At 61.2% G+C, this 14,243-nt stretch carries 12 protein-coding genes; 3 read left to right on the top strand and 9 right to left on the bottom strand.

Going from position 1 to position 14,243, the window contains the following annotated elements:
* Nucleotides 1–51: 51 nt before the first annotated feature.
* A complete protein-coding gene (locus INF35_RS11835; protein WP_193502677.1) occupies nt 52–465 on the bottom strand; it encodes an Hsp20/alpha crystallin family protein in 414 nt (137 codons plus the stop codon).
* A gap of 519 nt (nt 466–984) precedes the next feature.
* Between INF35_RS11835 and cls the strand changes: the two genes are divergently transcribed.
* Together cls and INF35_RS11825 are read left to right on the top strand one after the other, a co-directional pair.
* Nucleotides 985–2,541 (top strand): cardiolipin synthase, encoded by a 1,557-nt coding sequence (gene cls / locus INF35_RS11830; protein ID WP_235983215.1) that lies wholly within the window; start codon nt 985–987, stop codon nt 2,539–2,541.
* Between the two features lie 67 nt (nt 2,542–2,608).
* A complete protein-coding gene (locus INF35_RS11825) occupies nt 2,609–3,424 on the top strand; it encodes a ZIP family metal transporter (protein ID WP_193502675.1) in 816 nt (271 codons plus the stop codon).
* An 88-nt stretch (nt 3,425–3,512) separates the two neighbouring features.
* Here the strand turns inward: INF35_RS11825 and INF35_RS11820 are convergent, their stop codons facing one another.
* From INF35_RS11820 to INF35_RS11790, 7 genes are all read right to left on the bottom strand, one after another.
* Nucleotides 3,513–4,241 carry a YoaK family protein gene (locus INF35_RS11820; protein WP_193502673.1) on the bottom strand — a complete coding sequence of 243 codons (729 nt, stop codon included), beginning with the start codon at nt 4,239–4,241 and terminating at the stop codon, nt 3,513–3,515.
* A gap of 280 nt (nt 4,242–4,521) precedes the next feature.
* Nucleotides 4,522–6,336, bottom strand: a complete 1,815-nt coding sequence (locus tag INF35_RS11815) for an ABC transporter ATP-binding protein (RefSeq protein WP_235983238.1) — start codon at nt 6,334–6,336, stop codon at nt 4,522–4,524.
* 26 nt (nt 6,337–6,362) lie between these two features.
* Nucleotides 6,363–8,582, bottom strand: a complete 2,220-nt coding sequence (locus INF35_RS11810; protein WP_193502669.1) for an ABC transporter ATP-binding protein — start codon at nt 8,580–8,582, stop codon at nt 6,363–6,365.
* A gap of 69 nt (nt 8,583–8,651) precedes the next feature.
* Nucleotides 8,652–9,116, bottom strand: coding sequence for a MarR family winged helix-turn-helix transcriptional regulator (locus tag INF35_RS11805; protein ID WP_193502667.1), 465 nt, complete (start codon nt 9,114–9,116; stop codon nt 8,652–8,654).
* A gap of 300 nt (nt 9,117–9,416) precedes the next feature.
* Complete coding sequence (locus INF35_RS11800) at nt 9,417–10,412, bottom strand: hypothetical protein (RefSeq protein ID WP_193502665.1); 996 nt, start codon at nt 10,410–10,412, stop codon at nt 9,417–9,419.
* A gap of 245 nt (nt 10,413–10,657) precedes the next feature.
* Nucleotides 10,658–11,155, bottom strand: coding sequence for a GNAT family N-acetyltransferase (locus tag INF35_RS11795; protein ID WP_193502663.1), 498 nt, complete (start codon nt 11,153–11,155; stop codon nt 10,658–10,660).
* A 17-nt stretch (nt 11,156–11,172) separates the two neighbouring features.
* On the bottom strand, nt 11,173–12,345 hold the full coding sequence (locus INF35_RS11790; protein ID WP_407925642.1) for a pyridoxal phosphate-dependent aminotransferase: 1,173 nt from the start codon (nt 12,343–12,345) through the stop codon (nt 11,173–11,175).
* 306 nt (nt 12,346–12,651) lie between these two features.
* Here INF35_RS11790 and INF35_RS11785 point away from each other — a divergent pair, with 306 nt between their 5' ends.
* On the top strand, nt 12,652–13,200 hold the full coding sequence (locus INF35_RS11785) for a hypothetical protein (RefSeq protein WP_193502659.1): 549 nt from the start codon (nt 12,652–12,654) through the stop codon (nt 13,198–13,200).
* A 102-nt stretch (nt 13,201–13,302) separates the two neighbouring features.
* Here the strand turns inward: INF35_RS11785 and INF35_RS11780 are convergent, their stop codons facing one another.
* Nucleotides 13,303–14,235 carry an NAD(P)/FAD-dependent oxidoreductase gene (locus INF35_RS11780; RefSeq protein ID WP_193502657.1) on the bottom strand — a complete coding sequence of 311 codons (933 nt, stop codon included), beginning with the start codon at nt 14,233–14,235 and terminating at the stop codon, nt 13,303–13,305.
* Between the last annotated feature and the right edge of the window lie 8 nt (nt 14,236–14,243).

Here is a 14,243-nt window from a genome sequence, read left to right as displayed (position 1 = left end):
GGAACTTTCTCCGCGGTCATTCACCTTTTGGATTCAAAAGCCGGAAATCCGTTACTCAATAACAATGGTGCGGGCGTCAGGCTGTTTCGGCGCCTGCTTGGGCAGGCGGATACGCAGCACACCGTCGTTGTAGCTGGCCGAGATCTGGCTGACATCCACGCCGGTCACATCAAAGCTGCGGCTGTAGGAACCGTAGCTCCGCTCGCAGCGCAGGTATCCGGACTTCTTGTCCTGATCCTCAAAGTCGCTGTGACGCTCTGCCTTGATGGTCAGCGTGTCACCGTTCAGGGACAGCTTGATGTCCTCTTTCTTGAAGCCGGGCAGGTCGGCCTCCAGCACAAAGCCATCGCCCACGTCCCGGATATCGGTCTTGAACTCGGCCAGAGAATTGTCACCGAAGAACGCACGGTTGATGTCCTCAAAATCACGGAAGGGATTGTAACGACGATCCATCAGAAGTGCCATAAGTCATATCTCCTTTTCAAAACGGCGCTTTGGCGCCGGTCACGTGTAAGTGTGTTTTGTTTTTGTCTCAGGGGCTTTCCCTTTCAACAACTATAGGATACCTCTCAATTATGAATAAAGTATTATCAAATTGTGAAACTTTAGCACTTGAACAGGCAGAGTGCTAAAATATTAAAAATAATACGATTAAACGATAAAAATATACTGTTGATTCTCGAAAAAGTACTTTTTGCGTGGCTGGCAGACGGATGAAATGATGAAATTTGCAGAAGGTTACTCTGCTTTTGGCTGCGGAAAGAGGGCACATTTTCACTGCCTTTTCCGGTGGAGGGCTGTCGGTCTTCCGGATTCCATGGGGCGCGGGGACAGAGCGGACGGTACCCGGCAGAAAGCGGTTTTTCGACGCCGTCTTGCAATTTTCGCCGCATAGTGATACAGTAGGGATATTATTTTTGTGCCGGCCCGGGGCCGCAACAACCGGGTTCCGACCATGCCGGTCAAACGGGAAAGGAGTACTTCTTGCGCAAGATCAACCGTATTTTCAAACGGGTTTACAGTGCTGTGTTCAGCCGTCTTGTCCTGACGGGACTTCTGATTCTCAGTCAGGCGGTGTGGATGGCGTTTCTCTTTCTGCGCCTCACCGACTATATGCCCTGGATCAACGGCCTGTGTACCGCTTTCAGTGTGATGATGTGCCTGCTGCTGATCCGGGTGGATTCCATTGAACCGGAGTTCAAAATCAGCTGGATGGCACTGTTTCTGCTCATGCCGGTGCAGGGCGGTATTTTGTATCTGCTTTGGGGCAACAAGCGGCCGGCTTTCCGGCTGCGGCGCAAACTGGACCGGGCGGCGGCCCGCATCCATCCGCTGCTGGCCCAGGAGCCGGAACCTATGGAGCATCTCAGGCAAACCGATTCCCGGGGGGCACTGACCGCCCGGTATCTCAGCCGTCAGGGCCGGTATCCGGTATTCTCAGACACCGAGGTCAGGTATTATCCCCTGGGCGACGACATGTTTGCCGATATGCTCCCCGCCCTGGAAAGCGCCGAGCACTTCATCTTTATTGAATACTTTATCATCGGCCTGGGCACCATGTGGGACCAGATCCACGAGATCCTCCGGCGCAAGGCGGCCCAAGGGGTGGATGTCCGGGTCATCTATGACGACGTGGGCAGTGTCAGCGTGCTGCCCATGGGCTATTGGAGCAAACTGGAGGAGGAAGGCATTCACTGCCTGCCCTTCAACCCCTTTGTTCCGGTGCTCAACCTGGTCATGAACAACCGGGATCACCGCAAGATCATGGTTATCGACGGCTACATTGCCTTTTCGGGCGGGGCCAACATTGCGGACGAATACATCAACAAGCTGGAACGCTTCGGTCACTGGCGGGACACGGCCATCCGCCTGCGGGGAGATGGGGCCTGGAGCTTTACCATCATGTTCCTGGAATTCTGGAACGCCATCCGCCCCACCGACCGGGAGTTTGAACATTTCCGGCCGGAGCGTCACCGTCCTGCTCCCTTTGTGGCGGACGGCATGGTCCAGCCCTTTGCCGACAGCCCGGTGGACCGGGAGAACGTCTCCCAGAACGTCTATCTGGAGCTCATCAATCAGGCGCGGTACAGCCTGTTCATCACCACGCCCTACCTGATCCTGAGCAACGAGATCCTGACCGCTCTCTGCCTGGCGGCCAAGCGGGGAGTGGACGTGCGCATCTACACTCCCGGTATCCCCGACAAAAAGATGACCTACCAGCTGACCCGCAGTTACTTTCCGCCGCTGCTGCAGGCGGGGGTTCGCATCTTCAGCTATACCCCGGGCTTTCTCCACAGCAAGACCTGGCTGTGCGACGACCGCATTGCCGCAGTGGGCACCGTCAACCTGGATTACCGCAGCCTTTACCTGCATTTTGAGTGCAGCACGCTGCTGTATGGCTGCCGCGCCCTGGCGGATATCCGTGCCGACATGATCGAGCTGGAATCCCACTGCCGGGCCATCACCCTCAACGAGTGCCGCAACAGCTTTTTCGGCACCCTGCTGTCGGCGGTGCTGCGCACCATGGCGCCTTTGTTCTGACCAGGCACCGACGGGGCAACCCCTTTTCCCGACCTCGGACCCTTCGACCGACTCAAAAGGAGACCTCATGCTGCAAAAAGAATTGTTGTACGCGGCCCTGGGCACCGGCTTTACCTGCCTGGCCACTGTCCTGGGCGCCGCCATGGTATTTTTCTTCAAAAAAGAGATGGGTGCGCTGACCCAGAAGCTGTTCCTCGGCTTTGCCGCAGGCGTCATGGTGGCGGCTTCGGTGTGGAGCCTGCTCATCCCGGCCATGGAGATGGCCGAAGAGCAGGCTGCCCCCGGCACACCCCGGGCCCTGGCGGTGGGGGTGCCCGTCTTTGTAGGCTTTGCCGCGGGAGTGGCGTTCCTGCTGCTTCTTGACCGGCTGATGCCCCACCTGCACATGGGCAGCGACGAGCCGGAAGGCCTGCCCGCCCGGCTCAAGCGCACCACCATGATCGTGCTGGCCGTTACGCTGCACAATATCCCCGAGGGCATGGCCGTGGGTCTGACCTTCTCGGTGGCGGCAGCGGACCCCTCCCAGGGGGCGCTGGCCGGTGCGGTGGCCCTGGCTCTGGGCATGGCCCTGCAGAACTTCCCCGAGGGCGCGGCGGTATCTCTGCCCCTCAAGGCCCAGGGGGTGGGCAACGGCAAGGCCTTTGTCTGCGGTGCCCTGTCCGGTGTGGTGGAGCCGGTATTCGGCCTGCTCATTGTGCTGGCGGCGGGCCAGTCGGTGACCGTTATGCCCTGGCTGCTGGCCTTTGCCGCCGGCGCCATGCTCTATGTGGTGGTGGAGGAACTCATCCCCGAGGCGCGCCTGGGGGAACACTCCAACACCGGTACCCTCAGCGTCCTGACCGGCTTTCTGGTCATGATGATGCTGGACGTTTTCCTTGGCTGAAAAAAGAAGGCTCCCTCTCTTCCGCGTCCCTTTGGACGGCAGGAAAGAGGGAACCTTTTTCTGTTGAATGGTTGCCCGTGATACCGGGTCAGTCGGCGGTATGGCGGTCATCCCACCGCTGCCAGATCCACACCACAAAGAGGATGGCGGCGCACAGGAACATGAGGCGGGTCTCCATGAGATAGGTGAGGTAAACGCCGCCCAGAATGCCCCCGAAGAAGGCGATGAACACCGCGATGTAGATGAGGGTGATGCGGCGTTCCTGGCGGGCCTCCTCCTGGGAGGCGGGGGTGAGGCCGCGGCATTTCTGGCGCCAGATGGTGGCGTGCAGCGTCATCTGGCGGAGGTTGTTGGTGGTGAACAGGGTGGACACCGGCACGCCGTGCAGCGCCGTGAAGGTGTTGTACTGCAAAGCCGAGGCAAAGAACACCGGCCACAGGTACATGGCGGGGGAGATGGCGGACAGCTGCTCAAAGGGCAGAAGGCCCTGCAGCAGGAAGCAGGCTGTCTCAATGAGCAGACAGCAGCGCTTCCACCGCCGCTGGTCGCCGCCGAACCAGAGGTAGGGCAGGCGGATGGACAGGTAGATGCCCAGGATAAACAGTCCCACGGCAGCGGTGCGGGACCAGACGCCCGCCCAGTCGCCGCTGTGGATCTCGGACGCCAGGCTGATGATGTTGCCGGTCTGGGCGTTGGCAAACACATGAGAGCAGTACACGCTGCCGAAAGACCCCGCAAATCCGGCGTTGACAGCCAGGGCGGCAAACCGTGCCTCCTCCCGCCGGGGTGCGGGCAGAGAGATAGAATAGCCGTTCATATATAGACCCCTCCTTGTTTTGCGGCTCCGCACAAGGATACCCGGGCTTGAATGCTTCAACGGCAAAGCCCTGACTTTCCCGTACAGTTCCGCTTTTGCGGAGGAAAAACGGCCCCCGCACCGTCGCGGCCGCGTCCCGAGGCGGCCGCATACTTTCCCGGCAAACAGTATACAGCAGCCCTCCCGGGATGTCAAAGGCTGTCGAACCGGCGGAGACAGATCCCCGCAAAAATCCCCGGGCCTGCCGGGGCAGATCCGGGGAACGAAGGAAGAAAAGAAATCAGGCAGTAACGTCCTCGAACTGGCTGTTGTACAGATCGGCGTAGAAGCCGCCCTGGGCCAGCAGTTCGTCGTGGGTGCCCTGCTCCACAATGTCGCCGTCCCGCATGACCAGAATGAGGTCGGCGTCCTTGATGGTGGACAGCCGGTGGGCGATGACAAAGCTGGTGCGGCCCCGCATCAGGTTGTCCATGGCCTTCTGGATGCGCTGCTCGGTGCGGGTGTCCACCGAGCTGGTGGCCTCGTCCAGGATCAGGATGCGGTTGTCGGCCAGAATGGCCCGGGCGATGGTCAGCAGCTGCTTCTGGCCCTGGCTGACGTTGGAGGCGTCCTCGTTGAGCTCCATCTGATAGCCGCCGGGCAGGGTGCGGATAAAGTGGTCGGCATGGGCGGCCTTGGCCGCGGCGATGACCTCCTCGTCGGTGGCGTCCAGACGGCCGTAGCGGATGTTCTCCATGATGGTGCCCTTGAACAGCCAGGTGTCCTGCAATACCATACCGAAGCCCTCCCGCAGGGCGCTGCGGTCAAAGTCCCTGACGTTGTGGCCGTTGAGCAGAATGGCGCCGGAATCCACGTCGTAGAAGCGCATGAGCAGCTTGACCATGGTGGTCTTGCCGGCGCCGGTGGGACCCACGATGGCCACCTTCTGGCCGGGCTTCACGTCGCAGGTAAAGTCGTGGATGATGGTCTTGTCGGGGGTGTAGCCGAACTTGACGTGATCGAAGCGGACGGTGCCGTCGATGATGGCGGGGTCGGCACGGCGGGCGGGGTCGGCCTTCTGGTCTTCCTCCTCCTCGCCCAAAAACTCAAAGACGCGCTCGGCCGCGGCGGCCATGCTCTGGAGCATGTTGGACACCTGGGCCAGCTGCTGGATGGGCTGGGTGAAGTTCTTGACGTACTGGATGAAAGCCTGGATGTCGCCGATGGTGATGATGCCCCGGGCGGCAAAGATGCTGCCTACCACGGCCACCGCCACATAGCCCAGATTGCCCACAAAGGTCATGACGGGCATCATCAGGCCCGAGAGGAACTGGCTTTTCCAGGCGGACTCGAACAGCCTGTTGTTGGCCTTGCCGAAGTCCTCCAGCACGGCCTCTTCCCGGTTGAAGGCCTTGACCACGTTGTGGCCGGAGTAAATCTCTTCCACCTGGCCGTTGACCACGCCCAGATAGTTCTGCTGGTCCTTGAAGTACCGCTGGCTGAACCGGACCACCAGCAGCACCAGAATCACAGACACCGGCAGGATCAGGATGGCGATGAGGGTCATCTGGGGGCTGATGGACAGCATCATGATGAGCACGCCGATCATGGTGGTGATGCTGGTGATGAGCTGGGTGACACTCTGGTTCAGGCTCTGGCCCAGGGTATCGATGTCGTTGGTGATGCGGCTCAAAACCTCGCCCACCGTGCGCTTTTCAAAGTAGGAGAGGGGCAGGCGGTTGATCTTTTCGGAGATCTGGCGGCGGAAGTCGTAGCACAGCCGCTGGGACATGCCGCTCATCAGCCAGCCCTGCACAAAGCTGAACCCGGCGGACAAAAGATACATGCCTAGCAGGATCAGCAGAATCCTGCCGATGTAGCCGAAGTCGATGCTGCCGGTGCCGGTGATCATGGCATACCAGCCGGTAGCCAGGGCGGTGGTGGCCTTGGCCAGGATCTTGGGGCCCGCAATGTTGAAAATTGTGGACAGGGCCGCAAACACCAGCACGGCAAAGAAGGCCATGCGGTATTTGCCCAGGGCGTTCAAAAGGCGCCGCAGGGTACCGGTCAGGTCCTTGGGCTTTTCCACGGCGCCGGGGCCGTGACGGCCGCCCATGGGTCCGCGTCTTACAGGTTCTGCCATCAGGATACACCCCCTTCGGTGGAATTGAGGCCGAGTTCTTTCTGGCTCAGCTGACTCTTTGCGATCTCCTGGTACTCGGGGCAGGTCTCCATCAGTTCGCTGTGGCGGCCGCGGCCGACGATGCGGCCCTCGTCCAATACCAGAATCTGGTCGGCGTGGAGTACGGTGGAGATGCGCTGGGCTACAATGATGACGGTGGCGTCGCCGGTCTTTTCCCGCAGGGCCCGGCGCAGGGCCACGTCGGTCTTGTAGTCGAGAGCCGAGAAGCTGTCGTCAAACAGATAGACCTTGGGCGCCTTGGCAATGGCCCGGGCGATGGACAGGCGCTGCTTCTGGCCGCCGGAAACGTTGGTGCCGCCCTGGGCGATGGGGCTTGCAAAACCCTCGGACTTGGCAGTGATGAAGTCGGTGGCCTGGGCGATGTCGGCGGCCTGGTGCATGTCGTCGTCGGTGATGAAGCTGCCGCCGAATTTCAGGTTGCTTTCAATGGTGCCGGAGAAGAGCACGCCTTTCTGGGGCACATAGCCCAGCTGGGCCCGCAGCGTCTGCTGGGGAATGTCGCGGATGTTCACGCCGTCCAGCGTCACGCTGCCCTCGGTGGCATCGTAGAAGCGGGGGATCAGGTTGAGCAGGGTGGACTTGCCGCAGCCGGTGGCACCGATGATGGCGGTGGTTTTGCCCGGCTCGGCGGTAAAGTCGATGTCGGTCAGGGCGTCCTCGTCGGCGCCGGGGTAGCGGAAGTGGACATGATCAAAGCGGACGACGCCCTTCCAGTCCTTGTGGTCCAGCCCGGCAGGCAGAGCTTCGGGTTTGGGGTCCTCAATGACCGGCTCGGTGCGCAGCACTTCCTCGATACGGTCGGCGGCCACGCCCGCACGGGGCAGCATGATGGAGATGACCGTGAGCATGAGGAAGGACATGACGATCTGCATGGTGTAGGTGATGAAAGCGATGAGGTCACCGATCTGCATGCCGCTTTCGGCCATGGCGTGGCCGCCGAACCAGACGATGAGCAGGGTGGTGCCGTTCATGATGAGCATCATGGCGGGCATCATGAAGGTCATGACCCGGTTGGTGAACAGCTGGGTGCGCATGAGATCCTTGCTGGCCACGTCAAAGCGTTCCTCCTCGTACTTCTCCCGGGAGAAGGCGCGGATGGGCATGATGCCGGTGAGGATCTCCCGGCTGACCAGATTGAGGCGGTCCACCAGGGTCTGCATAAGCTTGAACTTGGGCAGAGCCACCTGCATCAGCACAAAGACGATGCTCATGAGCAGAGCCACAGCCAGCACGATGATCCAGGACAGGCCGGTAGCGGTGCCCGCCACCCGGACGATGCCGCCGATGCCCAGAATGGGAGCATAGGCCACGATGCGCAGCAGCATGACGGAGGTCTGCTGCACCTGCTGGATGTCGTTGGTGGTGCGGGTGATGAGGGAGGCGGTGGAGAAGCGGTCGGTCTCCGCATTGGAGAAGGAGACCACCTTGTTGAACACCTGGCGGCGCAGATCCCGGCCAATGGCAGCGGATACCCGGGATGCAATGAAGCCCACCGACACGGCGGCAGCCACCATGAGCAGGCTGTACAGAAGCATCTGCCCGCCGGTGGAGAGCAGATAGGACATCTGCACATCGCCGTCGATGCCCTGGGCCTGGTATTCCAGACGGACCAGCTGCACCGCCTGGGAGGCCAGAGTGCTCTCGGTATCGGGGGCGAGGCTTGCCTGGGCGGAAGCCATCTGGTCCAGCATGGCCTGATGGTCAAAACCGGGCTGGGCGGCAGCCGTGCTCACCATGGCGGCAGCGGTGTCCAGGTCCTGGGGCTCGGGCAGAGCGGTGTCCACCCCCTGACGCTGGGCCGACTGGGCTGCAGCGGCCATATACAGGGCCACATCGGGCATGGTCAGGCTGGAAGCCAGGGTCTCGGTGTCGGCGGTGTCCAGCAGAGCGCGGACGCCGTTTTCATCGGCGGGGGCGTAGGCGGCTTCCAGGGCCGCGGCCTCCTCGTCGGACATCAGGATCTTGAGGGCCTGGAGCGTGGTGTCGCGCAGAGTGTCGGGCAGGGCGCTGTCCACGCCGCCCTGCTGGATGCCCACGTCGACGATGTTCGACGTGTAGCCCGGCAGGGCAAGGTCACAGCTTGCCTGTACGATGAGCAGCGCCACCACAGCCAGGCAGGCGACCCAGTGTTTGCCCAGATTACGGAAAATATTGAGCATGGGACAATCCTCCTTGCAAGTCGGGGCTTGATGTTTGGTGAAAAAGGGTGGGACGGTGATGCATAAGGGTCATTCTTCCCTCTTGAGTTCGGCCTGCATGGCCTGCTCCCAGGTGGAAAGATCGTCCAGCATGCGGGCGAAGGTTTCCTCCCCCACACGGTCAATGACCCGGTGCATGTATTCCCGCATGCGGTCCTCAGCCTTCAGGCGGATGTGTTCGCCCTTTTCCGTCAGCCGCACCAGTGCCTTGCGGTGATCGTGAGGGTCGGGGATACGCTCCACCAGCCCCTTTTCCTCCAGCTGGCGCAGGGTGCGGGAGACGGCGGGGGCCAGCATGCGCAGATGCTCAGGCAGGGCCGACACCGGCACGGCGCCGTCGTGACCGCTGCACCGGATGATGTAATGCAGCCGCTCCAGCATGGCCAGCTCAGTGCGGGGACAGTCGGGGTCCGCCTGCTGGATGCTCAGCTGTACCGTCTTGCGGATCTGCCAGAACAGCTGGACCAGATCGCTCAGGGCATGATCCGATTCCATGGTTCCACCACCTTTCCTTGGGTAGATACTTAACAAATGGTAAAACTTAACGGATGTTAAATATCTGCTGTATGCAACATTATACCCCGTCCTGTTCCAGATGCAAGAGGCAAACCCAAGAATTTTAAAATTGTTCACAAATTCTATGCGGCGATTTTGGGCAGAATGCGAAAACAGCACCCCGGCCGGGATGCCTTGCGGCTCCGGCGGGGGTGCTGTTTTGGTGGAATTGTGGAAACTTTCAGGCCTCAGCCCGGGCAGCAAGGCTCCTGGCTAAGCCGTAGGCCTGCCAAAACATCCTTACTGGAGGGTGAAGTGCCAGTCACCCAGATAGGAGCTGTTCCCATCCAGCGGGTCGGCGTCATCCTGGGGAAGCTCCGCGTAGAAAGACCAGGTGGAGAGGTGCAGGCTCAGATTGCTGTCTTTCGCCATGGTATTTTCCGACAGATAGCAGTCTACTTCTTCGGTCTCCTCGGTATTTTCGGTCAGGTTGTTGGTGGTGATGGTGGTGCCGGGGAAGCTCTGGGTTTCCCAGTCAAAGGTGCCGAAGTGGATGGTATCGGTGTATTGCCGGGGGTAATCCTGGAAGGGGCCGGTCCGGTCATAGACATCGCTGGTATAGCTGCGGCCGTCCAGCACCGAGCTCACCGAGAAACCGTCCGAGGGTTCCACGCTGTGCAGCTGCCATTTGCCGGTGTCGGGCCAGATGCCCAGTTCGGCCTCCATGGTGCCGTGGAAGATCAGCCAGCCGAAGCGGCAGCCCTCCACCTGCAGGGGCACGGTCAGAATGGCCGACCCATTCTCACTGACTCCCGAAACCGGCTCACCCACCGTGTAATCAAAAGGCATAATGCGGCTGCGATATGTATCGTCGTCGGTCTCGATTTCCAGCTGGCCGTAGCCGTCCTGCTGATTCTCATAAATAATATCGGCCAGGGAGTCACTGTCCGGAATGGTTTTGGCTTCCGCACGCAGCGTGGTCCGCTGGACATCATCACCGGAAGCATTTCTCCACTGCTTGCTGTCCTCATCGTATTTCAGCGTCAGGGTGTACTGGTCCTCGTAGGTGACGTAGTCCGTCTCCGAAGTTACGGTGACCACCACGTCGCTGCAGTTATCCTTGCCCTCAGTGCTGCTGACCAGCTTCACGGCGGTCACTTCCAGACCTTCCCGGTCGTAGGACACCTGCTGCTGGGCAATGTCCATCAGGTCGCTGTCCGACAGTTTTGGCCCTCCGCAGGCGGTGAGGGAGACCGCCAAAGCGGCAGCCAGCAGGGAAATGGCAATGCGCTTCATGGAAACATCCTCCTTATAAAACAAAAATGAGGAAGGGGATTTTCCCCTCCCTCTTCGACAATACCATGTCGCAGGATGCTTTTCCATAAGCCGGACAAAACCGGAAGATTTTTCGGCAAAACTGGTATGGATTTTACAGGCAATACGGCCTCACAGGGCTCTTTCGGAGATCCCGGTGATGGCGGCCGGCATGCTCACAGGCTCCGGCAGGGCCGACACCGGGCCCTGAGGCTGTCAAAAGGATGTCAGTCCAGCGGACATCGATACCGCGCGCCCCGGGGCGTCCGGGCACAGGGTACAAAACCCAACCCTTCAAACAGGGCGCGGGAAGCGGTGTTGAAGGAATAGATTTCGTTCACATACAATTCCCGCCATCCAAGGCAGCGGGCCCGCTCCATCAGCGCCGCGACGGTGCGGCGGCCGATCCCTTGACCGCGGAGATCTTTGCGCCCGATGACGATGGGAAGGTCCTCCGGCCACAGCGTTACATCGCCCACCGGTTCAAAGGTGCCGTCAGGAGTGCGTAGCTCGATCCAGTAAAGCTCGCCGTGCTGTTCCAGATAGCGATACATTTCTGCGAGGTGGGGCATATCGTAAGGGTCGGTCTTTCCGTCCACCAGCATCAGAGTCTCGGGGTCCTGGTACCAGGGCAGGGCAAAGTCAAACCTGTTCCCCACCTTTTTCAAGCGCAGGGTGGTATCTATTGTAAGAATGTCGGGCTGTTGAATGCCGGGAATGGGCATAGGGATTCCCGCCTCTCTCAGCCCAGAATGCCGCTGGCGGCAATGGCGCTCACGGCGGCCTGGATGCGCTCCACCGGCATGGTGAGGGCAAAACGGACGTAGCCTTCGCCGGAAGGCCCGAAGCTGGAACCCGGGGTGCAGATGACCCCGGCCTTCTCGATGAGGTCCATGCAGAAGGTCATGCTGTTGGTGTAGCCGCCGGGCAGGGGCGCCCAGACGAACATGCTGCCGTGGCTGTCGGGCACATCCCAGCCGATGCCCCGCAGCCCGCCGCAGAGAGCGTCCCGGCGGCGCTGATACTCGGCACACTGGGCCCTGACGCCGTCCAGGGGGCCGGTGAGGGCGGCAATGGCTGCCTTCTGGATGGGCAGGAACATGCCGAAGTCGATCTGGGTGCGCAGCTTTTTGCAGGCGGCCACCACATCCCGGCGGCCCACCAGAAAGCTGATGCGGGCGCCGGTGACGTTAAAGCTCTTGCTCAGGCTGAAGAATTCCACGGCAACCTCCTCGGCTCCCGGGGTGTTGAAGACGCTGCCGCCCACCTTGCCGTCAAAGATGATGTCGCTGTAGGCGTTGTCGTGGATGAGCAGGATGTCGTGCTTGCGGCAGAAGTCCACGATCTCCCGGTAGAGCTCAGGAGAGCCCACGCTGCCCACCGGGTTGGCAGGCAGGGAGACCAGCATGTACTTGGCCCGGTCGGCCACGTCATCGGGAATGGCGGAGACATCGGGCAGGAAGTGGTTCTCTTTGGTCAGGTGATAGTACCAGGGCTCAGCGCCGCCCAAAAGGGACCCGGTCATAAAGACGGGGTAGCAGGGATCGGGCAGAAGCACCAGGTCGCCGTCGTTGCACAGAGTCATGCCCAGATGGCCGATGCCGTCCTGACTGCCGGAAAAGCTCATGACCTGGTCGGGGGTCAGGCCCTCCACGCCAAAGCGGCGCTTGTAGTAGGCGCAGACCGCCTCCAGCATTTCGGGAATATCCCGCAGGCTGTACTTCCAGTTCTCGTCCGACTGGGCGGCGTCAATGAGCGCCTGTTTGATGTGCGGTGCAGGCGGAAAATCGGGTGTGCCCACCGAAAGGTTGTACAAAGCCTTGCCCTGCTGTTCCAGCGCGACTTTTTTGTCATTGAGCGCGGCGAAAATCTCGGGCCCGAACAGGTCCAGACGTTTGGAAAACTGCATATTCATAACCCCCTCACAGGCTGCGGACGGCGGAAAATCGAGAATGTGCCGCCGGGACCGCTGCATAATTTTCATTGTAGCAGTCCTGCCCCGCCGATGCAAGCCAAAAATCCGCCTGTATTGCAGCAAACCGTCCTGCGTGTTACAATCACAAAAGAGATCGTTGCAGAAAGCGCCCGTGACATCAGGAGATGAAGGCCCTGCAAGAGCCGGAAAGCATGGCAAAACCGCGGCAAGGCGGCAGACGCCGCTTTCCTCACAGAATTTTGCAGCTTTGTTTCCTGCCGCAACGGCGCAGAAAGGACTTGCCTTATGGATAAAAACAACCGCCCGGCACTGGGCTTTCTTTTGCTGGGCATTGCGGCCATCGGCCGTGCGTTGCTGGGGGTGCAGGACACCAGCTCCACCGCCGAGGTCACCCTGACGGTGCTGGCCGGGCTGGGGGCTGCCCTGCTGGGGGCCCGGTGCCGGTTGGGGCTGGCCGCCTACTGCGGTCAGTTTGTGATGGAAGTGCTGCTCTGCAGCATGGAGGGCGGCGGCTGGCTGCGTCCGGTGCTGCGCGCCGCCGACCTGTGGCTGGTGCTGGCCGGAGCCTGGGTCACTCTGACGGCGGCGGAGCAGGTGCGGAATGACGAGACCTACACCGCAAAACATCGCCTGCTGCGCCCCATCCTGACGGTGCTGCTGGCCGTCCAGACGGTGCTGCTGTTTGCCCAGACCGCCCTGCCCGACCTGATTCCCCTGGGAGTGGCGGGGGCCGGTGTGTTTGTACTGTTCTCTCTGGGACTTATCTGGTACGGCACCCGGATGCTCAGCACCTACAACGTCCTGCGGGTGAAAAAGACAAAGCGAATCCTGTAACAGCGATTGTGACAGCGATACAAAGAAAACGGCGGATGCCGGGAGCAAGTTTCCCGGGCATCCGCCGTATTTTTATCTATATGGGGGCTTATATATAGGGGCTTATTCGGCTGCGGGATGCTCGTCCACCCAGGTGCAGGCGGCCAGAGCGGCCACGGTGCCGTCGGCGGCGGCGGTGGTCAGCTGGCGCACCGACTTGGCGCGGCAGTCGCCTGCGGCATAAAGGCCGGGCACGTTGGTGCGGCAGTCCTCCCCGGCCTGCACATAGCCGGAGGCATCCAGCGCCACCGGGGGAGCAAACCGCTCGTTGGCAGGCTGCTGGCCCACCGAGAGGAAGAGCCCGTCCACCGCCACTTCGGTGCGGACGCCGGTCTTTTTGTTCTCCACCACAATGCCGGTGAGCTTGTCCTCGCCCAGGTATTCCACCACATTGCTGTCCAGCATGAGGGTCAGGTTGGGGTTGGCGCAGACCCGCTTCGCCAGGGCGGCCTCGCCTCGGAACTCGTCCCGGCGGTGGATGAGCACCACCTCTTTGCAGACGCCGCAGAGATACTCGGCGCTCTGCAAAGCTGCGCTGCCGCCGCCCACAACGGCGGTCTTGCCGTCACGATAAAATGCGCCGTCACACACCGCGCAGTAAGCCACGCCATGGCCGGTGAGCTCCTTCTCCCGGGGCAGGCCCAGGCCCCGGTGATGGGCGCCGGAGGCCAGGATCACGCTGCGGCAGGCGTAGGGGCCCGCGTCGCTCTCCACCACAAAGCCGCCGTCGGCCTGGGGGGCGATGGACTGGGCCTGGGCAAAGGCAAACTCCACACCCAGGTCGGAAGCCTGTTTGTAGAGGGCGTCGGACAGGTCGGCGCCGGAGATGCCCGCAATGCCGGGATAGTTTTCCACCCGGGGGGAGGAGGAGATCTGCCCGCCGAAGGCCTCGCACTCCAGCATGATCACGCGCTTGCCGGCGCGCACGGCGTAAACGGCTGCCGTCATGCCCGCGATGCCCGCGCCGATGACGACAATATCAGTGGTTTGAGTCATAAGAGTTT

Source organism: Gemmiger gallinarum, assembly GCF_014982805.1.
GTDB lineage: Bacteria > Bacillota > Clostridia > Oscillospirales > Ruminococcaceae > Gemmiger > Gemmiger gallinarum.
Note: the sequence above shows the minus strand (reverse complement) of the source record. Positions and strands in the feature narration are given on the sequence as shown.